The organism is Rhizomicrobium sp. (genome assembly GCA_037200385.1).
Classification (GTDB): domain Bacteria; phylum Pseudomonadota; class Alphaproteobacteria; order Micropepsales; family Micropepsaceae; genus Rhizomicrobium.
Window position 1 is genome coordinate 2,487,618 of the sequence record JBBCGL010000001.1, and the last position, 21,000, is coordinate 2,508,617.

General features: G+C 64.5%; 17 protein-coding genes. 2 read left to right on the forward strand and 15 right to left on the reverse strand.

Annotated elements, in window-relative coordinates:
* Positions 1–108 precede the first annotated feature (108 nt).
* Positions 109–1,038 carry a LysR family transcriptional regulator gene (locus WDM91_11855; GenBank protein MEI9995281.1) on the forward strand — a complete coding sequence of 310 codons (930 nt, stop codon included), beginning with the start codon at positions 109–111 and terminating at the stop codon, positions 1,036–1,038.
* A 233-nt stretch (positions 1,039–1,271) separates the two neighbouring features.
* Here the strand turns inward: WDM91_11855 and WDM91_11860 are convergent, their stop codons facing one another.
* The 4 genes from WDM91_11860 to WDM91_11875 all read right to left on the reverse strand — a co-directional run bounded on the left by WDM91_11860 (position 1,272) and on the right by WDM91_11875 (position 6,699).
* Positions 1,272–2,246 carry an alpha/beta hydrolase gene (locus tag WDM91_11860; protein ID MEI9995282.1) on the reverse strand — a complete coding sequence of 325 codons (975 nt, stop codon included), beginning with the start codon at positions 2,244–2,246 and terminating at the stop codon, positions 1,272–1,274.
* Between the two features lie 25 nt (positions 2,247–2,271).
* A complete protein-coding gene (locus WDM91_11865; GenBank protein ID MEI9995283.1) occupies positions 2,272–3,252 on the reverse strand; it encodes an alpha/beta hydrolase in 981 nt (326 codons plus the stop codon).
* A 31-nt stretch (positions 3,253–3,283) separates the two neighbouring features.
* Positions 3,284–5,548: a TonB-dependent receptor gene (locus WDM91_11870; GenBank protein MEI9995284.1), complete on the reverse strand. Its 2,265-nt coding sequence runs from the start codon at positions 5,546–5,548 to the stop codon at positions 3,284–3,286.
* Between the two features lie 104 nt (positions 5,549–5,652).
* Positions 5,653–6,699 (reverse strand): LacI family DNA-binding transcriptional regulator, encoded by a 1,047-nt coding sequence (locus WDM91_11875; GenBank protein MEI9995285.1) that lies wholly within the window; start codon positions 6,697–6,699, stop codon positions 5,653–5,655.
* A gap of 314 nt (positions 6,700–7,013) precedes the next feature.
* Here WDM91_11875 and WDM91_11880 point away from each other — a divergent pair, with 314 nt between their 5' ends.
* A complete protein-coding gene (locus WDM91_11880; protein MEI9995286.1) occupies positions 7,014–8,987 on the forward strand; it encodes an acyl-CoA synthetase in 1,974 nt (657 codons plus the stop codon).
* Positions 8,988–9,134: 147 nt separating this feature from the next.
* Here WDM91_11880 and purU read toward each other — a convergent pair whose 3' ends face one another.
* The 11 genes from purU to WDM91_11935 form a co-directional block, all read right to left on the reverse strand.
* Positions 9,135–9,989, reverse strand: coding sequence for a formyltetrahydrofolate deformylase (purU, locus tag WDM91_11885; GenBank protein ID MEI9995287.1), 855 nt, complete (start codon positions 9,987–9,989; stop codon positions 9,135–9,137).
* Positions 9,990–10,002: 13 nt separating this feature from the next.
* Positions 10,003–10,584, reverse strand: a complete 582-nt coding sequence (locus WDM91_11890; protein ID MEI9995288.1) for a sarcosine oxidase subunit gamma family protein — start codon at positions 10,582–10,584, stop codon at positions 10,003–10,005.
* Positions 10,585–10,591: 7 nt separating this feature from the next.
* A complete protein-coding gene (locus WDM91_11895) occupies positions 10,592–13,576 on the reverse strand; it encodes a sarcosine oxidase subunit alpha family protein (GenBank protein MEI9995289.1) in 2,985 nt (994 codons plus the stop codon).
* The gene (locus WDM91_11900; GenBank protein MEI9995290.1) at positions 13,573–13,830 is read right to left on the reverse strand and encodes a sarcosine oxidase subunit delta; all 258 of its coding nucleotides are present in this window, start codon (positions 13,828–13,830) and stop codon (positions 13,573–13,575) included. Before WDM91_11900 ends, WDM91_11895 begins: the two co-directional genes overlap by 4 nt.
* 2 nt (positions 13,831–13,832) lie before the next feature.
* Positions 13,833–15,083 (reverse strand): sarcosine oxidase subunit beta family protein, encoded by a 1,251-nt coding sequence (locus WDM91_11905; protein ID MEI9995291.1) that lies wholly within the window; start codon positions 15,081–15,083, stop codon positions 13,833–13,835.
* A 4-nt stretch (positions 15,084–15,087) separates the two neighbouring features.
* On the reverse strand, positions 15,088–16,392 hold the full coding sequence (glnT, locus tag WDM91_11910) for a type III glutamate--ammonia ligase (protein MEI9995292.1): 1,305 nt from the start codon (positions 16,390–16,392) through the stop codon (positions 15,088–15,090).
* 20 nt (positions 16,393–16,412) lie between these two features.
* A complete protein-coding gene (locus WDM91_11915) occupies positions 16,413–17,735 on the reverse strand; it encodes an FMN-binding glutamate synthase family protein (protein MEI9995293.1) in 1,323 nt (440 codons plus the stop codon).
* Positions 17,736–17,744: 9 nt separating this feature from the next.
* Entirely contained in the window at positions 17,745–18,434 is a 690-nt protein-coding gene (locus WDM91_11920; GenBank protein ID MEI9995294.1) for a hypothetical protein, read from the reverse strand.
* Positions 18,434–19,327, reverse strand: coding sequence for a glutamine amidotransferase family protein (locus WDM91_11925; GenBank protein MEI9995295.1), 894 nt, complete (start codon positions 19,325–19,327; stop codon positions 18,434–18,436). Before WDM91_11925 ends, WDM91_11920 begins: the two co-directional genes overlap by 1 nt.
* 103 nt (positions 19,328–19,430) lie before the next feature.
* Complete coding sequence (locus WDM91_11930) at positions 19,431–20,081, reverse strand: XRE family transcriptional regulator (GenBank protein MEI9995296.1); 651 nt, start codon at positions 20,079–20,081, stop codon at positions 19,431–19,433.
* A gap of 69 nt (positions 20,082–20,150) precedes the next feature.
* Positions 20,151–20,993: a fumarylacetoacetate hydrolase family protein gene (locus tag WDM91_11935; protein MEI9995297.1), complete on the reverse strand. Its 843-nt coding sequence runs from the start codon at positions 20,991–20,993 to the stop codon at positions 20,151–20,153.
* Positions 20,994–21,000 lie beyond the last annotated feature (7 nt).

The following is a 21,000-nucleotide window of genomic DNA, read 5'->3' on the forward strand; positions in this document are numbered from 1 at the left end:
ACGGCCCCGCCAACTGCGGGAACCACGATCCCAGGCAACGTAAATGGTTCCAATCCGGGCTCGTAGTGCCTAGTTTCAAGATTGATCCTCCCAAATCCGGAAGGCCGGATGGACCGTCTCGAAGCCATGACCGTTCTGGTAACCGCTGCCGATACGGGAAGCCTCTCGGCGGCAAGCCGCCGATTGAGGATTCCTTTGGCCACGGTCAGCCGGCGCATATCCGAACTGGAGGCGCATCTGAACATCCGGCTGTTCCACCGGGGTCATCGCAAGCTGGCCCTGACCGACGCCGGGCGCGGCTATGTCGCGTCGTGCCGCCACATCCTGGAGGAGATCACGGAGGCCGAACGCACGGCGTCCGGCGAGTACCGCGCCCCCCAAGGCGAATTGATCATCAGCGCGCCCGCCGTGATGGGGCGCAGCCATGTCCTGCCTGTCGTCGAGGAATTCCTTGAGGCGTTTCCGGACATCCAGATTCGGCTGCAGCTCACGGACCGACACGTGAACTTCGTCGAAGAGCATGTCGACCTCGCCATCCGCATCGGCGAGCTGGCCGACAGCAGCAGCTTGATGGCCGCGCGCGTAGGGCTGATCCGCGTCACCCTGTGCGCCAGCCCAGCCTATCTGGAGCGGCGGGGCACGCCGAAGAAACCGGCGGATCTCGAGAAGCACGACTGCGTGGTTCACGAGGGTCATGCGACGGCGCGCCACTGGCAGTTCTTCGGCGAAGGCCCGCCGCAGACGATCGCGGTCGCATCCCGCCTTTCGGTGAACCTGGGGGAGGCCGCCGTCGCCGCCGCCGTGGACGGCATCGGGATCGCCCGCGCGCTTTCCTATCTCATCGACGACCTCGTGCGGACCGGCGCGCTGACGCCTGTGCTGGAAGCTTATGAGCCGGCCCCGCTCCCGGCCAGCATCATCTACCCGAGCCAGCGCCAGACACCGCTGAAGCTGCGCGTGTTCCTGGACTTCGCCATCCCGCGGCTGAGGGAGCGGCTGGGCTACAGAACCGCACGTGACAGTCGGACAAGGGACTGACGACCTCCGACGGCCGAAGAGCCCTTGACCTGAAGCCGTCATCGAAAATTCCCATGTCGCACCGGCGCGCGCCGAACTGGGCGCCACGGCGAGCGGCGCCTGCCTTTTCGAGCCGGTTGGCGAACTTCTCATTGTCGTGAAGGAGCGCCGCGATCGTGCTGACCCGGATCAAGGTCGGGGGAATTTCTCAAATATCTCCGTGGAAAAAATACTCCTGCAGTGGCGACCCGCTTTCAGACTTGCAGCGCCCCGGCACCCAGGAACGCTGCGGCTTCCGCGAGGGCCTCTGCACTTTCCGGCAGAAACTGAAAAAGCTGCCAGACGTGTGGCATCCCAGGCCATACGCTCAAGCCGGCGCGTACGCCGTTAGTGACCAGCCTTCGCGCGAATTGCTGGGCGTCCCACAGCAAAAACTCGTTGCTGCTGACCTGAAGCAGTGTCGGTGGGAATTTGGCGAGCGTCTCGTCGGACGCGCGGAGCGGTGAAACCAGCGGATCCGCTGCCGTCGATTTTCCCTGGACATACAGAGCCAGGATTCCCTGGAAGGCCGGCTCCTGCAGAGACGGATCGACCATCGGATCGACGATGTCCGCGCGACCCGGTTGCGGCGAAAGATCCAGCGAGGCGGACAGAAGCAGCAGCCGATCCGGCCGCTCGCCACCTTCTTCGATGGTCTTCACGACCGTCGCGGCGGCGATGTTTCCACCCGCCGAGTCGCCCGCAAGGCCAAGGCAATGCGTTGGGCTTGCCCCGTCGGGGCCAGACGTTCGGGCCCACGCCAGGACTTTCGCGCAATCTTGCAGCGCCGCTGGGAAAGGCCGCTCCGGCGCGAGGGAATAGCCGACCAGCAAGACGGGATGGCCAAGTTGTTTGGCGAGCGAAGCGGCCAAAGGACGGTGGGACTCAATACTTCCCGCGGCCCAGCCGCCGCCGTGAAGATAAACGAGCCGGGCACTCGGTCCGGATTTCCATTCCGCCGGGAGGAGCCATTCGGCCGGCACGCCTGCCGCGGAAACGGGCTGGATGTCCACGCCGTCGACTCCGGCCACGGGTTCCAGGCTTCCGTAGCGCTCGATATTCTTCCGCATGAAGGCGATGGGATCGGCTGTCCCGGGCGGAGGCGGCGTCAGGAGCAATTCGGCAAGATGCCTGAAGACCCGAGCGACGTCGCTTCTCTCCGCAATCTTCGGCGGCAATACAATGTCCATGCGAAGTCTCCGGCAAGAGAAAAACCTATTTGGCGGATGTCCGAGCCATAGCGCGCGGCGGCGCGGCTTCGGAGATGAGCGAGCGGAAGGCTTCGAACGCCCTGTCCATATCCTTCGACGACGACGGTATGGCGGCGATCATGCCGAAACATCCGTGGATGTTGCCGAACGCTTCCTGGAAGATGACGGGGACACCGGCCTCGATGAGCGTTCCGGCATAGCGCCGTCCCTCGTCCCGCAGCGGATCGAGGCTCGCGGTCACGAGCAGCGTCGGCGGCATGCCCGATTGATCGAACGCCAGCAGATTGAAGCGCGGGTCATCCGATGGCGCGCGATAATTGGCCTCGAACCACGCAATCGCGGCGCGCGTCAGGAAAAATCCTTCGCCGTTTTCCGTCAGGGAGCGCGTCGCCCGCCGCGGTGTTACGCATGGATAGATCAGGAATTGCGCGAAAAGCGGTATCGCCGCCGGTCGCGCCACCAGCGCATGTGCGGTGACCGCGGCCAAATTCGCACCCGCGCTATCCCCGGCGAGGACCAGCCCGGTCGCCCTCAGGCCGAGCGCGTCCAAGGCGTTCGCGGCGATCCAACGCGCCGCGGCTTCCGCGTCATCCGGCGCCGCAGGCCACGGGTGTTCGGGCGCCAGCCGGTAATCCACCGAGACGACGGGAAGCCGCAAGGCGCGGACCATGGCGAGGCACAAATCATGGTGCGAATCCAGATCGCCGAGCACGAAGCCGCCGCCGTGGAAATACGCGATCATGGGTCCGCTCGCGGGCTCGCCTTCCGCCTCGTAACATCGCAAGCCGATCTTTCCCCATGCGGATGGCGCGCAAACGTCCCGCACGATCACGCCGCTTTGGTCGGCGGCCCCGCGCGCGGCGCGAATCTCTTTCGAAAGAGCGCGCGCGCCTTCCACACCGAGTTCCTCCAGCCGCGCCAGCGGTGTCCTGGACAGGTTCTCCAGGAAGGCACGGACGTCCGGCCGGATCGCTGCGTCGCTCATATCGAACCCGATGTGACCATTTCGGTCCGCCCTAAAATTCTTTTCTCAGCACGATGCCCACGGTTCGCGGCTGTTCGATCACCACCGGCACGGGCGCCGAAGGAACGTACTGGTTGGTTACCGTGTTCGCGGAAATCTGGCCGCGTGCGTCGAAGATGTTCTTGAGATACGGGTCCAGCTCCCACCCCGCCGCGTTTCGCAGAGACAGATCCAGATCCACCGTTTCGTAGGACGGCAATTTGTAAAGCGGCTCGACGGCGCTGCCGGCGTATCCCGCGGTGCGGTCGCCCACATATCGGAAGGCCAAAATCGCGCTGCCGGTGAACGCGTTGCCGAGTTCGAAATCATAACGGGGTGCGGCGGTGAACGTGAAATGCGCGGTCAGCGGCAGGCGCGCGCCAGGGTAGCCGATCCCCAATATGGGTGTCGGATCGTTCAGCTTCGCATCCGTGTATGCGGCCGCGGCATCCACGTTGAGGCCCGAGAGGATATGAACCGAGGCCGACGCTTCAACGCCATTTATCCGGGCGTTCCCCGCGTTGATCAACTGATTGACGCCGCCGATATTCGTGACCTGCTGAATGTCGGACCAGTCGATGTGATAGGCGCTGAGATTCACAAAGCTGCCGCCATCGCCGAAGTTTTGGCGAAGACCAAGCTCGTAGTTCCAAAGCCGATCCGGCTGAAACGATGCATTGCCGCTTCCCGCGCCGCCCGTGATCAGGTTTGGACCGCCCGGCCGATAGCCGTTCGCGATCCGGCCATAGATCATGGTGTCTTCGGTCGGCCGATAGCGCAGATTGAACAGATATGTCGCGACCTGGTCGTTCGATTTTCCGGTCACCGACAATGTGCCGAACGGGTTGGCGGGATTCACCAGAGCTCCCGACCCATGCGAGGTGAAGACCTGATCGTTCCAGTTGTATCGAATGCCGACCGTCGCATCGAGTTGGTCGCTGAAATGGTACGTGCCGTCACCGTAGAGGGCAATGTCGCGCGACTTGCTCGGCAGCAGGAACTGCCCGATCGGCAAACCAAAGAGAAATCCGTTCGGATCGGCCTCGTTCAGGATATTGTCCGACTGAAACGTCTGCTCGGACGAATAGAACGCACCCACGATCCATTCGAAGGCTTGGTCCGACTCCGAGGTGAGGCGTATTTCCTGCGTGAAGCGGTCCGTCCAGGCATTGACCCGCAGAACATAGGGCTGAATGGCGGCCGGCCCGAATACGGCACCGAGGACCGCGCCATAGGCCACGGACAGATCGGAGTCGTCATGAAGCTGGCTGTGTTGCCATGCCGTGATGGACGTCAGCTTCGCCCAATGAAGGTCGCCGTTTACGACGGCGCTGCCCAGATAAAGCTCGACCTGTGAGGGCTGAGGGACCGCCGAGGAGATTTCGTAGGGTCCCTGGACCGGCTTGCCCGTCACGGGGTCCATATAGGCGGCGGCCAGGCCGTTGCTTTGCACCTTCTGGCCAAAGCCGTTCAACTGAACGCTGAAATCGTCATCGATCTGGAAAAGCAGCGAGGCACGCCCCTGATAGGTGCGGGCGTCTCCCAAATTGTGCCGGCCATGGTCCGGATCATCGATATATCCGGCATCATATTCATCGACTCCTTCGGCACGGAATCCAAGTCGCCCGTCGATGATCGGCACATTGAGCGCACCGCGCAGCGCCCCGCTCCCGCCGCCCTTATCATCCGTATATGCGCCCTCTGCTTCCGCGATACCCGAAAATGAATCGAGGTTGGGAGCGTCGGTGATATAGCGCAGCGTTCCGCCGAGCGCGTTGGCGCCGAACAATGTTCCTTGCGGGCCGTTCAACACTTCAATTCGGTTGAGGTCGAACAAACCGATATTCGGGGTGAAAGCGCCGGCGCCGTTCGGCGTGCTCGACCCGAGCGGCACATCGTCGAGGTAGAGTCCGACGGCGCTGTTCAACTGGGCTTGACCGGTGGTCACGCCGCGAATGGCAACGAGGTTCGTGCCGGGCGAGCTCGACTCGAAACTCAAGCCGGGCGTAAGTGCCGCAAAGTCGACGACGTTCTTTGCGTTCAGTTTCTTCAGCGTGTCGCCGCTCAGCGCGCTGACTTGCGCCGGTATGTCGTGCAGACGTTCGTCGCGCCGGGTCGCCGTAACGACGATCGTCTCGATGCCGGTCGTCTCGGCCTTTTTGGGCGGATGGGACGCTTCGCCGGGCTGCGCCGCGACGGCCAAATCCTGCGCGCGCGCACCGGTCGCCATCAGCGCGAACAAGGACGCCAACGCGACATACCAAGGACCATTTTTCATTGCATGCCCTCCCCTTCTTTTTTTGTATATATTTACAAAACCGATATCACTTCGTACCCGCAGGCGCAAGAGCCGTTCGGTTGAAGCTGGGACGGTGCGCCGTTTCAGGCGCGGATGCGGCGCCGAGCGGACGGCACAGCCCGAACAGGTCGCGTCGAATCGCGCAGGATCAACTCTGCATCGATCAAGATCGTCTGAGGCTCTTCCAGTGCGGCCTCCGGCGCGATGAGCGCCATCATATGGTCGACCATCTGCCGGACCGGCGTGCGCAGGGTAGTCAAGCGGTAGCTGGCCTGCGCCGCCTCAGGGATGTCATCGAAACCGACAACGGCGACATCCTGCGGTATGCGCAAGCGCAACTCATGGCGAATGGCATCCATCGCGCCGATTGCCATGATGTCGGTGAGGCCGAAGATCGAATCCGGAGGGTTTTTTCGCGCCAAAATTTCCATGGCGGCCTGGTACCCGCCTTCATACGTCAGCTTGCCGTCGACAATGGGCACATCGCGCGCATCGTCCGTCTGCCGCAACCGGCGCAATATCGCCTGCTGCCGCTCGGCAAGCGTCGTGAGGGTTTGAGAGCCCGAGATGATTCCAAACCGCTTGCCGCCGCCCGCGAGCAACAGCTCCGCCGCCTTCACGCCGGCATCCTCGGCATTGCCGCGCACGCTATGCACGGGAAGATTTGGCACGTGACGGCCCAACATCACGACCGGGACGTCCCGGCCGAGGCAGAGCACGGCCATACGGCTCGAAATGGAAGCTGCGGCGATCACGATCGCGTCCACGCGATATTCCAACATCCTCTGCAAAGAGCGGTCGAAGTCTTTTTCCGTGAGGGGCGTGAACAGAAGAAGCTGCTTGCCGACTTCCTCCACCCGGCGGCTGGCCTCCGCCAGCATGGCGGCATAGACCTGATTGCCGAGGCCCGGCAGCATCAGCGCTACGATATTCGTCCTTTGCGTGACGAGGCTGCTGGCGAGGCTGTTCGGGACATAATTGAGTTGCCGGGCGGCGGTGTGGACTTTTTCCGCCAGCTTCGGCGAGATGCTGCTGCCCGTGGTAAACGCGCGACTGACCGCCGCGATGGAAACACCGGCAAGACGCGCGACATCGAGCGAGTTGACTCTGGTGCCGCGTTTCTTCGCCATTCCCGATGCCTCTGAAATATGTCCGCGGGGTCGCCTGCCAAGCACCAAGATCACGACACGTCGCAACGCCGGAACGCGCGACAGCAATCTCGGGCGAGCGTCGCAATGTCCGCCTTGAATAACAAGGCGACCCGTCTCCGGCAAGAATCCGCACCCCCTTGAATCGGGCCCCTTCGTGCGATTTGGCGATGCGCCATTCCGGGGCATGTGTAAACGTTTACACGATGCGTCTCGCAAGTTACTGTGGTCATCAGTACCGGTTCACGGCCGGATACCGTCCCAGCAATTCAAATGCGACGATCAGGAGATCACCTTTGACCGGCATCAGCTCCAGCTTCAGAGGCGTCGGCAAAGCAGATTTCACGCGCAATGCGGATGGTGAATCAAACGCGGCGGGGCAGCCGGTTCTGACCTTGGCCAATGTTCGCTCGATCGGAGAGCACGGGCTTCCCGACGATCTTCCAGAAAGCAGCTATGACCTCCTTCGCCGCTCGGCCGCGGCGCATGGGGACCGGGTCGCGATCTCGTACTTCGACTCGGTCGAAACGCATAGGCAGACGCAGACCTTGAGCTATCGCGAGCTCTTCCAGGGTGCTACCCGCGCGGCGAACATGTTCCGAACTCTTGGCATCGGAACCGGCGACGTGGTCGCGCTGCTGTTGCCGAACGTGCCGGAAACACACCTGGTGCTGTGGGGCGCGGAAGCGGCGGGCATCGCCATGCCGCTCAACCCCCTCCTGGAGACAAATGCCATCGCCGCCTTGCTGGTGGCGGCGCAGGCGAAACTGCTTGTTACGGTCGGTTACGATCCCGAATTGATCGGCAAGGTGATCGATGCGGTAGCCAAGGCGCCGACGATCGAGAACGTGGTCCTGATCTCGCACGCGGATTCGGTTCATGACGAACAACGGCGCGCCCGGTTCCAATCGCTCTCCGGCCGCGTCGGCATACACGACTTCATGAAAATGTTCTCCGCTTCGCGCGCGGATCGGCTTGAGAGCGGCCGCAAGATAACGCCCGACGACGTGGCCTCGTATTTCTGCACCGGCGGCACCACCGGGCTGCCCAAGATCGCGGTTCGCAGACACGGACAGGTGGTGGCAAATGTGTGGATGACGCGCCGTATGCTGGGGCCGGCTCTCAATAAGGAATCGGTGCTGTTTTGCGGCCTTCCGCTTTTTCACGTGAACGCCGTAATCATAACGGGATTGGTGCCGTTCTTTGTCGGCGCCTCGGTTCTGCTGGGGACGCCGCAGGGATATCGGACGCGCGATCTTATTCCGCGATTTTGGGAAATCGTCGAACAGCACCGCGTGACGGCCTTCAGCGCGGTGCCGACGCTCTTGGTCTCGCTGCTCGAACATCCCAGTGCCGGATATGACCTGTCCTCATTCCGGTTCGCCATCTGCGGGGCTTCACCGCTCTCCGCCGAGGTTCTCCAACGCTTCGAACAAACATGCCGGATATCCATCTCCGAGGGATATGGGCTGACGGAGTCTTGCTGCGTGGCCTCGCTCAATCCGATCGATGGCGAGCATCGTCCCGGCTCGGTCGGGCTTCCACTCCCGGCTCAGGAAATTCGAACGATGATTCTCGACGAAAGCGGCGGCTATGTTCGAGATGCCGTTGCCGATGAGATCGGTGTGGTCGCGATTGCAGGTCCGAACATCTTTTCCGGGTACCTGGACGACAAACATAACGGGCGGGCATGGGTGGACCTCGGAGACAGGCGCAAATGGCTTAACACCGGCGATCTCGGCAAACTCGACAAAGATGGTTATCTATGGCTCACGGGACGGGCCAAGGATCTGATCATCCGCGGCGGCCATAACATCGATCCCGCGATCATCGAGGAAGCCCTTTATACACATCCCGATGTCGCACTTGCGGCCGCTGTCGGCCGGCCGGATGCACGCGTGGGAGAGTTGCCCGTCGCCTATGTGCAACTGCGCAGCGGTGCATCGGTCGACGAGACGCGCTTGCTGGCACATGTCGCTCGGAACATTGGAGAGCGTGCGGCGATGCCGAAAGCGATCACGATTCTCGATGCGCTCCCTTTGACCTCGGTCGGAAAGATCCACAAGCCGACGCTTCGCCATAAGGAGTCTGTTCTGGTGACTCGAGATATTCTCGAGGCCGCGAATATCGGTCCTACGTCGATCGAACTGCGGGAAGATGGCATTGGCGGCGGGACGATCAGAATCGTCGCGAGCGCGGATGATGAACATGATATTCGGGAGGCACTGCGATCCTTCACCTTCCCGTACCAAGTAGAGGTTCTGAAATAGGTCGCGAGGCTGGAAGACGGGCAGTCGCAGATCGCGCCTTCGACGATCGCAAGTGTTGGGGCACGGGATAGATTTACGGCCGTATGCAGATCTCGAAGAATGGAATGCCGCGTTGCCCCCGGCTTTCGTGATTGCGAACAGCGCAAGCTATGCAAATACGATCGTCCGGTTCTCATGAAGCAGAATGCGATGCTCCGCGTGCCATTTGACGGCGCGCGCGAGCACCACGCTTTCGATGTCACGGCCCATCGCGGCGTAGTCCGCCGGTGACATCGCGTGGCTGACGCGCTCGACCGCCTGCTCGATGATCGGGCCCTCGTCTAGGTCCGGCGTCACGTAATGTGCGGTGGCGCCGACGAGCTTCACGCCCCGCGCATGCGCCTGCCGATAGGGCCACGCACCTTTGAAGCTGGGCAGAAAGGAATGGTGGATGTTGATGATGCGTCCACGAAGTTCCCGGCAGACGTCTTCCGACAGCACCTGCATGTACCGCGCCAGGACCACGAGATCGATCCTGTGTTGCGCGACAAGATCCATCAAAGCCGCCTCCTGCCCGCGCTTGTTCTCGGCCATGACGGGCATGTGCAGGAACGGTATGCCGCTTGCCGCCGCGACGTCCTCGAAGTCGCGATGGTTGGACACGATCAGCGGAATCTCGATCGGAAGCGCGCCGATGCGGTGGCGATAGAGCAGGTCGACCAGGCAGTGGCCCAGGCGGGACACCATCACCAGCATGCGCGTCTTGCGGGCGGCGTCATGGAATGCGCAGTCCATCTCAAAGGTATCCGCGATCGGGGCAAAGTCGCGCTCGAAGGCGGCGCGCGCGGCACCTTCCTCGGAGGCGAACAGGATGCGCAGGAAGAAGCGGCCCGCCGCGGCATCGCCGAATTGCGCGCTGTCGACGATGTTGCAGCCATGATCGAGGAGGAAGCGGCTTACGGCGGCGACGATGCCGCGGCGATCGGGGCAGGACAGCGTCACGACAAAGGAATGGTCGGTCATCGGGTGACTCCTTTCAGACGAGCTCGGCGCCGAACTCGGCCGCACTTGCGCTGAGCCAATGCCAGAAGCTCCTGGTATAGCTGCGGAAGACGGCGATGTGGAATTGCTCGCCCTCGCGCCAGACGACGGCGCCGATATGCGCGATGAGCGTCACGGCGACGCGGTCGTCGCCGAACGCGGCAGGATGAAGATCCAAGGGCGCGCCCTTGGCCAAGGCCCGTCGCGCGCAATCGCCTTCGATCCTAAAGGTCACATAGCCGTCGCTGTGGTCGCTCACCGATGCGAGCGGAGCGAGAGCGGCAGCCAACCTGGTCGAGAAGCCTCCGTGGCCGTCGCGGCGAAGAAAGAGCCAGCGTCCCGGCCCGATTCCCAGCGCGCTTGTATGGCCGTTGCCGCACCGGACGGGACCGTCCTTCGGGGCGAAGGAGAGCAGCGCCTGCGTGCGCGCGTCGAACGCATCGCGCACACCGTCGCGCACGGCGACACCGACGATCTGAAGGTCGTCCCGTACGGATATCCGAACACCTACCGCGTCCTGGACCGCGCCGAAGCGGCCGGGTTTCGCCAGGCCTTCGAGAGCCGGTCGTTTGGGCATGCCGGTATCAGCCACGCAGTCTTGCTCCTTCGGGATCGACGAAGACCGGCGCGCAGACCTCGACCTCCTGGTCGCCGTTGCGCACCGGGTCATAGGCCCTGATCCGTTCGCCCGTCCGCGCGCGTCCGCGTTTCAATAGCCCCAAGCCGATCCAATGCCCGAGTGCCGGCGAATAGGCGACCGACGTGAGATGCCCTTCGTCGCTCTCCGGCGCCGCCGGCGCGCCCATCGCCAGGAAATGCGCCCCGGCGCGCAGCCGCTGCCCACGATCGATAGGCTTGATGCCGACCAGGACGGACCGATCGGCCGCCACGAGCGCGGGCCGCTGCGCAAGCGTCCGGCCGATATAGTCCTTTTTGGCCGACATCATCCGGCCAAGGCCGAGATCGGCGGCCGTGGTCTGGCCGTTCAGCTCGTTGCCCGCGACATGGCCCTTCTCGATGCGCAGGACCGAGAGCGCCTCGGTGCCGTAAGGAACGATCGCGAAGGGCTCGCCGGCTGCCATGATGGCGCGAATGACCGCGTCGCCGTAGCGGGCCGGGACCGAGAGTTCATAGGCGAGCTCGCCTGAGAAGGAGATGCGGAACAAACGCGCCGCCAGACCGCCGCACACCGTAACCGCGGCGGCGGAGAGATAAGGGAAAGCGGCGTCGCCCACATCCTGCCCCTGATCGATCAGTTTCGCCAGCACGTCACGGGCGCGGGGGCCGGCGATCGCATATTGCGCCCACTGCTCGGTCACCGAGATCATCTGCACATCCAGCGTGGGACACAGGATTTGGTGGCAGAATTCCAGGTGCTGCATGACTCGCGCGGCATTGGCCGTCGTCGTGGTCATGAAAAAATGATCGTCCGCAAGCCGCGAGGTCGTGCCGTCGTCGAGGACGAAGCCGTCTTCGCGCAGCATGACGCCATAGCGGGCTTTGCCCACCGGCAGCGTCGAAAACAGGTTGATGTAGACGAAGTCGAGAAACCGGCCGGCGTCGCGGCCTTGGATATCGATCTTTCCCAAGGTCGAGACATCGCACACGCCGACGCCGGCGCGGACGCCGGAAGCCTCTCGCGAGACGCTCTGAAGCCAGTCGTTCTCGCCGGCGCGGGCAAACCATTGCGCCCGAAGCCACGGGCCGGCCTCGACGAAGACGGCGCCCTGCTCCTCCGCCCAGTCATGGCCGGCAGTCAGCCGCACCGGGCGGAAATCCTTGCCGCGATGCAGCCCGGCCAGCACGCCGATCGCGACCGGCACCTGGGGCGGGCGGGCGATCGGGGTACCGGCTTCGGCGATGCTGCGCCCGGCGGCGTCCGCCAGCAGCGCCTGTCCCAGCAGCGCCCCGGTCTTGCCCTGATCGGTGCCCATGCCGAGCGTCGTGTAGCGCTTCAGATGCTCGACGCTGCGATAGCCTTCGCGATGTGCCAGCGCGATGTCGCTATCGGTCACGTCGTTCTGGAAATCGACGAAGACTTTTCCCGATGCGCCGGGCGAACGCCAGCAGGGCCTGAGTGCGGTTGCATCCCGCGATGCGGACGGCAGATGCAACGCGCCGCTGCGAAAGCCAGCAGCTTCGGCTGCGGCCGCACCAGCCCCGGCGCCATCGGCCAGCACGTCGGGGAGCGCGAATATCCCGCGAACCGCGCCGGCAACTTGCGTGTTCGGCGGCAGCTTGCCGGGAACGAAAGCGGCGATATCCTGCGACCAGATCGGGCGCGCGCCAAGATGCGATGTCAGGCCAAGCGCCGGATTCCAGCCTCCCGAGACAGCGAGAAGGTCGACCGCGATCCTTTGCGTCTGCCCGCTTTGGCTGCGCACGTCGACGCGCCGCACGCCGTGTCCGCCGTGCGCGGTGGTGACATGGCCGCCCAGGAAAATAGGGATGCCGGCATTGCGCGCGGCGGCGGTGACCGGCGCGGCGACCTCGGACCTGGGATCGACCACGGCCTCGACGATGATCCCGGCAGAGAGCAGATCGCCGACCGCCGACCAGCCGCTGTCGCCCGCTGTGAACACGCCGATTCGCTTGCCCGGTGCCACGCCGAAACGATGGACATAGGTCTGCACGGCGGACGCCATCATCACGCCTGGCCGGTCGTTGCCGCCGAACGCGATCGGCCGCTCGACGGCGCCGGTTGCGATCACGGTCTGCCGCGCCACGATCTTCCACAGCCGCTGGCGTGGTTGGAACGATGGTGGCACGGGCAGGTGGTCGGACACGCGCTCGACTGCGGCAAAGCTGTTGCCGTCATGGAGCATGACGACCGACGTGCGGGTCATGATGGTCACGCCGGCAAGGCTGCGCAGCTCCGCTTCAGTGTTACGGGCCCAGGCCAGTCCGGTCCCGCCGTCCACTTCCGTGCGCTCGCCGAGCAGGCGCCCGCCGAGTGCAAAATCCTCTTCGCACAGGATGACGCGCGCGCCGGTCCGTGCCGCCGTCAGCGCCGCCAGCAATCCCGCCGGGCCGCTGCCGACCACGAGCACGTCGCAGAAGGCATGCGCTTTCTCATAAGCATCGGGATCGGGCTCGCCGCTGGCGCGGCCGAGGCCCGCGGCGCGCCGGATAGCCGGCTCATATAATTTCTCCCACGCCCCGCGCGGCCACATGAAGGTCTTGTAGTAGAAGCCGGCCGGCAGGAAGGGCGCCAGCAGCGCATTGACGGAGAGCAGGTCGAAAGCGAGCGACGGAAAGCGGTTTTGGCTCTGCGCCTCCAAACCGTCGAAGAGTTCGACCGTCGTCGCCTTGCAATTCGGTTCGCGCCGCGCCCCGCTGCGCAATTCGACGAGGGCAATGGGCTCCTCCGGCCCGGCGGTCAGGATGCCGCGCGGGCGATGATATTTGAAGGAGCGGCCGACCAGCCCGATGCCGTTCGCCAGCAGCGCCGATGCGAGCGTGTCGCCGGCAAACCCCTGCAAGGTCCGTCCGTCGAAGCGAAAGGAAATAGGCTTCGTGCGATCGATCAATCCGCCAACCGGCAGGCGGTTCGGCTGCGTCGCACTCATGGCCACACCAACGCAACGGAAAGGATTTCGTGCGTCCGGGTGTTGCGCGTCACCGTCAGCCAGCGGCGGCAACCCTGCGCATGATACCAGTGCTCGGCATGCGGCCCCGCCGGATTGTCGCGCAGATGGACATAAGCGTGGAACTGCGCCGGCGCATCCGGCGCCGCCGGATCCGGACGCGGGCCGGCCACGCCGCCGATGGTCGCGAATTCCTCGCCGTCGCGTTCGCCGCAAAAGGGACAGACGATCCGCATCGCTAATGCAGGTTCGGCTGGGCGCCGAGGCCGTTCTCGTCGATGACGTGGCCGGTGGCGAAACGATCGAGGCGAAAGGCGGCGGCGGCGGGATGCGGCGCATCGCGCGCGATCAGATGCGCGAAGCACAGGCCGGCGGCCGGCGTGGCCTTGAAGCCGCCATAGCACCAGCCGCCGTTGAAATAGAGGCCGCGGATCGGAGTGGAATCGATGATCGGCGAGCCGTCCATGGTCATGTCGACGAGACCACCCCAATTGCGCAGCACCCTGAGCCTTCCCAGCATCGGCATCAAAGCCATGCCCGCCTCGCAGACATCCTCGACGATGGCCAGGCTGCCGCGCTGGGCATAGGAGTTATAGGCGTCGATATCGCCGCCGAAGACCAGGCCGCCCTTGTCGGACTGGCTGATGTAGAAATGTCCGGCGCCGAAGGTGATGACACCGGGGATCAGCGGCTTGATGCCCTCGGTCACCATCGCCTGCAGGACGCAGCTTTCGATCGGCAGGCGCAGGCCCGCCATGTCGCCGAGACGCGAGGAATTGCCGGCGACCGACAATCCGACCTTGCGGGCGCCGATGAAGCCTCTTGTGGTTTCCACGCCCTCGACGCCGCGCGGTCCCTGCCGGATGCCGACCACCTCGCAATTCTGGACGATGTCGACGCCGCGGCTGTCGGCGGCGCGCGCATAGCCCCAGACCACAGCGTCATGTCGCGCGGTGCCGCCGCGCTTCTGCAGCAGTCCGCCGGTGATCGGAAATCGCGCATTGTCGAAATCCAGGAACGGTGCGAGCCGACGCACGCCCTGGACATCCAGAAGCTCGGCATCGACGCCGTGCAGCCGCATCGCATTGCCGCGCCGCGCATAGGCGTCGCGCTGCGCATCGGAGTGGCACAGGTTCAGCACACCGCGCTGGCTGACCATCGCGTTATAGTTGAGGTCCTGCTCCAACCCTTCCCACAGTTTCATCGACAGTTCGTAGAATGGCAGGTTGCCGGGTTCGCGGTAGTTCGAGCGGATGATCGTGGTGTTGCGGCCGGCATTGCCGGAGCCGATCCAGCCCTTCTCGACGACGGCGATGCTGGCGAGGCCGAACGCCTTCGCCAGATAATAGGCCGTCGCCAAGCCATGGCCGCCGCCGCCCACGATGACGATGTCGTAGGCCGGCTTGGGCGCCGCATCGCGCCAGGCCGGCTGCCAGCTCTTGTGGCCACCGAGCGCGTTCGCGAACAGGGAGAAAGCCGAATAGCGCATCCGCCTAGCAATCGAGCGTGGTGTCGCGTTCCCAGGCCGTCAACTGCCGCACATAATCGTTCCAGTTCTCGTGCCGCAGCTTGAGATAGGCGGTCATGAACTCGCCGCCCAACGCCTCTTTCAGTGCAGCCGAATTCTCGAAGGCCCGCAGCGCGTCCAGAAGATTGAGCGGCAGTTTCCTGGCGTTCTTGATGGTGTGGCCGTGCGTGTACATGTTGATATCCAGGCGCTTGCCCGGATCGCGCCCGGCCGCAATGCCTTCGAGGCCGGCGGCGAGGATGGCCGCCTGCAGAAGATAGGGATTGGCGGAGCCGTCCGGCAGGCGGAATTCGAACCGGCCCGGCTCCGGGATGCGGATCATGTGGGTGCGGTTGTTGCCGGACCAGGTCGCGGTGTTCGGCGACCAGGTCGCGCCCGACAGCGTGACCGGCGCGTTGATGCGCTTGTAGGAATTCACCGTCGGGTTGGTCAGCGCGCACATCGCGTCGGCATGGGCGATGATGCCGGCGAGAAAATTCCGGCACAGGGTGGAAATGCCGAGTTCTCCGCCCTTGTCGGCGAACAGGTTCTTTCCCCCCTTCCACAGCGAGACATGCGCGTGACAGCCATTGCCTGTCAGCCCCGTGAACGGCTTGGGCATGAAGGTGGCGCGCATGCCGTGCTTTTCGGCGATGGATTTCGCCATGAACTTGAAGAACGAGTGACGGTCGGCGGTGACGAGGGCGCGGTCGTATTCCCAATTCATCTCGAACTGGCCGTTGGCGTCCTCGTGATCGCTTTGATAGGGCTTCCAGCCCAGCGCCAGCATCGCGTCGGAGATTTCCGAGATGACGTCGTAGCGCCGCATCAGCGCCGCCTGGTCGTAGCACGGTTTGGACTGGCTGTCGGCGGCGTCGGAAATCGCCGCGCCATCGGCCGCGATCAGGAAGAATTCGCACTCGACGCCGGTCTTAATCTCATAGCCGTGGGTGTCCGCGGTCGCGATCAGACGTTTCAAGACATTGCGGGGGGCGTGCGCCACCGGCTTGCCGTCGATCCAGGCGTCCCCGGCGAACCAGCCGACTTCCGGCTTCCAAGGCAACTGGATCAGGCTGTCCGGATCGGGCACGACGAACATGTCGGAATCGGCCGGCGTCAGGTCGAGCCAGGTGGCGAATCCGGCAAAGCCCGCGCCGCTCTTCGCCATCGCATCGATCGCCTGTGCCGGAACCAGCTTCGAACGCTGGGTGCCGAACAGGTCGGTGAACGAGATCAGGAAATACTTGATGCCCCGCGCCTTCGCCAGCTTCTCCAGATTTGTCGCCGCCATCGCCTGCCCCCTTGCTTGCCTCAAAGTCCGCTCGTGCCCGGGATCCAAGCCGTACCGGCGAGCGGCACGCGTGCCATCGCCGCCGCTTCGACGGTGAGCGCCACCAGGTCTTCCGGCTCCAGATTGTGGACATGGCTCTTGCCGCAGGCGCGCGCGATGGTCTGCGCTTCGAGCGTCAGCACGGACAGGAAATTGGCCAGCCGGCGCCCGGCCGCGACCGGATCGAGCCGCGCCGCCAGCGCCGTATCCTGGGTGGTGATGCCGGCGGGATCGCGGCCCTCGTGCCAGTCGTCATAGGCGCCGGCGGTGCTGCCGAGCGCAGTGTATTCCTTCTCCAGCCGCGGATCGTTGTCGCCGAGCGCGATCAGCGCCGCGGTGCCGATGGAGACGACATCGGCGCCAAGCGCCAGCGCCTTGGCGACGTCGGCGCCGTTGCGGATGCCGCCGGAGACGATGAGCTGGACCTTGCGATGCAGGCCGAGATCCTGCAGCGCCTGGACCGCCGGCCGGATGGCGCAGAGAATCGGCAGGCCGACATTCTCGATGAAGACTTCCTGCGTCGCGGCGGTGCCGCCCTGCATGCCGTCGAGCACCACGACATCGGCGCCGGCTTTGACCGCAAGCGCGGTGTCGTAGTATGGCCGGCTGGCGCCCACCTTTACATAGATCGGCTTCTGCCAGTCGGTGATCTCGCGCAGCTCCTCGATCTTGATCTGCAGATCGTCCGGACCGGTCCAGTCGGGATGGCGGCAGGCCGAGCGCTGGTCGATGCCTTCGGGCAGCGTGCGCATGGCGGCGACGCGGGGGGAAATCTTCTGGCCGAGCAGCATGCCGCCGCCGCCCGGCTTGGCGCCCTGCCCGATCACCACCTCGATGGCGTCGGCCTTGCGCAGGTCGTCGGGATTCATGCCGTAGCGCGACGGCAGTATCTGGTAGACGAGCAGCGCGGAATGTTCGCGCTCCTCCGCCGTCATGCCGCCGTCGCCGGTCGTCGTCGAAGTGCCGCTCAGCGTGGCGCCGCGGCCCAGCGCCTCTTTGGCTTGCGCCGACAGGGCGCCGAAGCTCATGCCAGCGATCGTCACCGGAATCTTCAGATGGATCGGCTTCTTCGCATGGCGGGCGCCGAGCACGACATCGGTGCCGCATCTCTCGCGATAGCCTTCCAGCGGATAGCGCGAGATCGAGGCGCCGAGAAAAAGCAGATCGTCGAAATGCGGCAGCTTGCGCTTGGCGCCGCCGCCGCGGATGTCATAGATGCCGGTCGCCGCGGCGCGCTGGATCTCGGAGATGGCATAGGGATCGAAGGTCGCCGAATATCTGGGGATCGTCCTGGCGCCGCTCACGTCGTTCTCCTAATACGCGCCGGCATTGTCGACGTGAAAGTGATAGAGAGTCCGCGCCGAGCCGTAGAGGCGGAACTCGCCGGGATTCACCTTGTCCAGCAGATCGGCTTTGGCGAGAACCTTGGCCAGGGCTTCGCGGTCCTCATCGCCCAGCGGCTTCTCGATGCAGTCGGCGCCGAGGCTCTTGACCGTGCCGCGCACGAAGAGACGCGCTTCATAGATCGAATCGCCGAGGTCCTCCGCCGCGTCGCCCAGCACCACGAGATTGCCCGCCTGCGCCATGAAGGCGCTCATCGGGCCGATCGAGCCGGCGACGACGATATCGATGCCCTTCATGGAAATGCCGCACCGCGCCGAGGCATTGCCTTCGATCAGCAGCAGGCCGCCATGCCCGGTCGCGCCGGCGGACTGGCTGGCGTCGCCGGTGACGCGCACCGAGCCGGACATCATGTTCTCGGCGACGCCCGGACCCGCATTGCCGTGCACGACGATGCTGGCCTGCTGGTTCATGCCGCCGCAGTAATAGCCGACATGCCCCGCGATCTCGATCGCGACCGGCGCATCGACGCCGACGGCGATCGCATGCTTGCCTTGGGGATTTTCGACGCGCCACAGCGTTTCGTTGGTCTCGCCGGACAGGCCATGCAGCGCTGCGTTCAGTTCGCGCACGGATTTTTCCGCCAGATCCACGACCGACATCAGTTGTGGTCCCAGGCATAGACCGTCGCCGGCTCGGGCTCGAACACACGCGCCAGGTCGATGCCGGGCAGAACTGCGAGCGCGCGATATTCGGAGCCGAACGCCACATAATCGTCGGTCTCCGCCATCACGGCGGGCTTGCAGGCGATCGGATCGCGCAGAACGGCAAAGCCGCTCTCCGTGCCCACGACGAAGGTATAGAAACCGTCGAGGTCGTCGAGGCTGGCGGTCAATGCATCCTTGAGACTCGCACCCTGCCGCATCCGCCAGGTGAGATAGCCGGCTGCGACTTCGGAATCGTTCTCGGTCTCGAAGGCGAGGCCTTCGCGGCGGAGCATGCGCCGCAGCGCGTTGTGGTTGGACAGCGAACCGTTATGCACCAGGCACTGGTCGGCACCGGTCGAGAACGGATGGGCGCCGTCGGTGGTGACGGAGGATTCGGTTGCCATCCGCGTATGGCCGATGCCATGGCTTCCCGCCATGCGCGCCAGGCCGAAGCCCTGCGCCACGTCGTCGGGCGCGCCGACTTCCTTATAGATCTCCATGCGCGCGCCGGCGCCGACGATCCCGACCATGGGGCAGGACTGCGAAAGCCAGGCCCGCACCTTGGCTTCTTCCGACGCCGGCACAACCAGGATCGCGTGCGAGCCGCGCCGCACATAATCGGCGTCGATGTCGAAGGCGTCTTCGAAAGCCGCGAACAGGTCGTGCGTGCTTCCCGGTGCGAAGCGCAGCGTCAGCTTCACCCGGCCCGGCTGGCCGGCGCCGTAGATCGCAAAGCCGGCGCTGTCGGGGCCGCGGTCACTCATGACGTGCAGCATCGCGGCCAGATGGATGCCGAGATCGGGCTCCAACGACCTGTTCTTGAAGAACAACCCGACAATGCCGCACATCACGGCCGCTCCTTATCCAGCGGCTTTATCGATAGAAGATAAGGCGGGATAGAGTCAACTGGGGAGAAATAATTATTCCCGCAGAGAAACGGCAGAGGTGCCGCTAGTCCGGTTCTGGGCGATAGATGATGATCGAAAGATAGCTGATCGGCCGCGTCACCAGCGCCTCCGGACCGTGCAGCGCGCCGGAATCGAACAGCAGCGCATCGCCGGGCTTCAGCAGATAGGTCTGGTCGGCATGGCGGTAGACCACCTCGCCGGTCAGCATGTAGATGAACTCGGTTCCCGCGTGCCGGAAGGCCGTGTAGGGCGCCGCCTCGTCGCGCAAGGTGATGAGATAGGGCTCGACGGTGACGTCGCCGCCCAGCGCGTGGCCGAGCAGCCGATAGACATGGCCGACCTTGGTGCCGCGCCGCTCGATGACGACGCCCTGGTCGGCCCGCACATAGGAACAGTCCCGCTTCTCCTCGAAGGTCGAGAACAGGGTCGAGATCGAGACGTTCAACGCACCGGCCACGGCCTGCAGCGTCGCCAGCGACGGCGAGATCTGGCCGTTCTCGATCTTCGACAGCATGCCGCCCGAGATCGACGCCGCGCTCGCCAGATCGGCGACGGAGAGATGAAAGCGGCGGCGCAACTCGCGTATCTGCATACCGATGGCACGCTCGAGCGGCCGATCGGTGACGCTGGGCGCGCCGGAGCCGGTTTCGAGTTCGTTCGCACTCTCGTCGGAATCGGGTGCCGGTCTCGTCATGGACGTTCTCTAGGACGAACGGCGGCATTAGTGACGCAATCGCAGACCTCTGTCGATATCGCCGCAGACTCACGATGCGGCGCCCGACGAGCCGAGTGCTACGCGGCGGACCTCGACGCTATCGGTGGGCTGATGTCCGATCCGGTGGCTTGGCGCCGGGGTTTCCTGAACCGTATTGCTCAGCCGGCCGATGCCGCTGACCTCCACCTCGACGCTGTCGCCGGGGAACATCGGGCGTGAGAAGGCCGGCGTGCCCGTCAGAACGATATCGCCGGGCAGGAACGTGATGTGCCGCGCCAGATCGGCCAGCAGATAGTCGATGCCGAACGTCATGTCCGCGACGGCGGCTTCCTGAACCACCTTGCCGTTCACGAAGGTTTTGAGGGTAGATCGGCGTATGTCGACGCCGCGAACGATGCCGGGACCGATGGGGCAGAACCCGTCCTGTCCCTTCACGCGCAGCATGGAACCGGAATCGGTATCGCGAAAGTCATGCGCCCCGACATCGTTGGCGGGCGCGAAACCGGCCAGGCAATCCCACACCTCGTCGCGCGAGACGTTGCGCATCGGCTTGCCGACGATCGCCGCAACTTCACCTTCGTAATTCAGATACTGGCAGCCGGCCGGCCGATTGAGCTTGCCGCGGTGGACGTTGAGCGCGGTGGTCGGCTTCTGGAAATAGGTCGGCGTGGTCAGCGCCGGCGCCTTGAACTCGATGCGCCGCGAATCGTAATTCAGGTGAATGCAGAGGATCTTCGTCGGATCGCAGGGCGCAAGATAGGTCGCCTCCGTCTCGGCCACGCTGCGGCCGTCCGGAAGCACCAGGCGCTCGCCGTCGACCCGCACCCAGACGGGAAGGCCTTCGTGGAATATCCGCCGGCGTTCTTCGCGCGGGCCGTCGAGCACGGACATCGTTTTC

Excerpts from the sequence above, each read along its gene's own strand:
- WDM91_11855 (MEI9995281.1), top strand. The coding sequence starts at position 109 with ATGGACCGTCTCGAAGCCATGACCGTTCTGGTAACCGCTGCCGATACG.
- WDM91_11860 (MEI9995282.1), bottom strand. The coding sequence starts at position 2,246 with ATGGACATTGTATTGCCGCCGAAGATTGCGGAGAGAAGCGACGTCGCT.
- WDM91_11865 (MEI9995283.1), bottom strand. The coding sequence starts at position 3,252 with ATGAGCGACGCAGCGATCCGGCCGGACGTCCGTGCCTTCCTGGAGAAC.
- WDM91_11870 (MEI9995284.1), bottom strand. The coding sequence starts at position 5,548 with ATGAAAAATGGTCCTTGGTATGTCGCGTTGGCGTCCTTGTTCGCGCTG.
- WDM91_11875 (MEI9995285.1), bottom strand. The coding sequence starts at position 6,699 with ATGGCGAAGAAACGCGGCACCAGAGTCAACTCGCTCGATGTCGCGCGT.
- purU (MEI9995287.1), bottom strand. The coding sequence starts at position 9,989 with ATGACCGACCATTCCTTTGTCGTGACGCTGTCCTGCCCCGATCGCCGC.
- WDM91_11890 (MEI9995288.1), bottom strand. The coding sequence starts at position 10,584 with ATGCCCAAACGACCGGCTCTCGAAGGCCTGGCGAAACCCGGCCGCTTC.
- WDM91_11895 (MEI9995289.1), bottom strand. The coding sequence starts at position 13,576 with ATGAGTGCGACGCAGCCGAACCGCCTGCCGGTTGGCGGATTGATCGAT.
- WDM91_11900 (MEI9995290.1), bottom strand. The coding sequence starts at position 13,830 with ATGCGGATCGTCTGTCCCTTTTGCGGCGAACGCGACGGCGAGGAATTC.
- WDM91_11905 (MEI9995291.1), bottom strand. The coding sequence starts at position 15,083 with ATGCGCTATTCGGCTTTCTCCCTGTTCGCGAACGCGCTCGGTGGCCAC.
- glnT (MEI9995292.1), bottom strand. The coding sequence starts at position 16,392 with ATGGCGGCGACAAATCTGGAGAAGCTGGCGAAGGCGCGGGGCATCAAG.
- WDM91_11920 (MEI9995294.1), bottom strand. The coding sequence starts at position 18,434 with ATGTCGGTCGTGGATCTGGCGGAAAAATCCGTGCGCGAACTGAACGCA.
- WDM91_11925 (MEI9995295.1), bottom strand. The coding sequence starts at position 19,327 with ATGTGCGGCATTGTCGGGTTGTTCTTCAAGAACAGGTCGTTGGAGCCC.
- WDM91_11930 (MEI9995296.1), bottom strand. The coding sequence starts at position 20,081 with ATGACGAGACCGGCACCCGATTCCGACGAGAGTGCGAACGAACTCGAA.
- WDM91_11935 (MEI9995297.1), bottom strand. The coding sequence starts at position 20,993 with ATGTCCGTGCTCGACGGCCCGCGCGAAGAACGCCGGCGGATATTCCAC.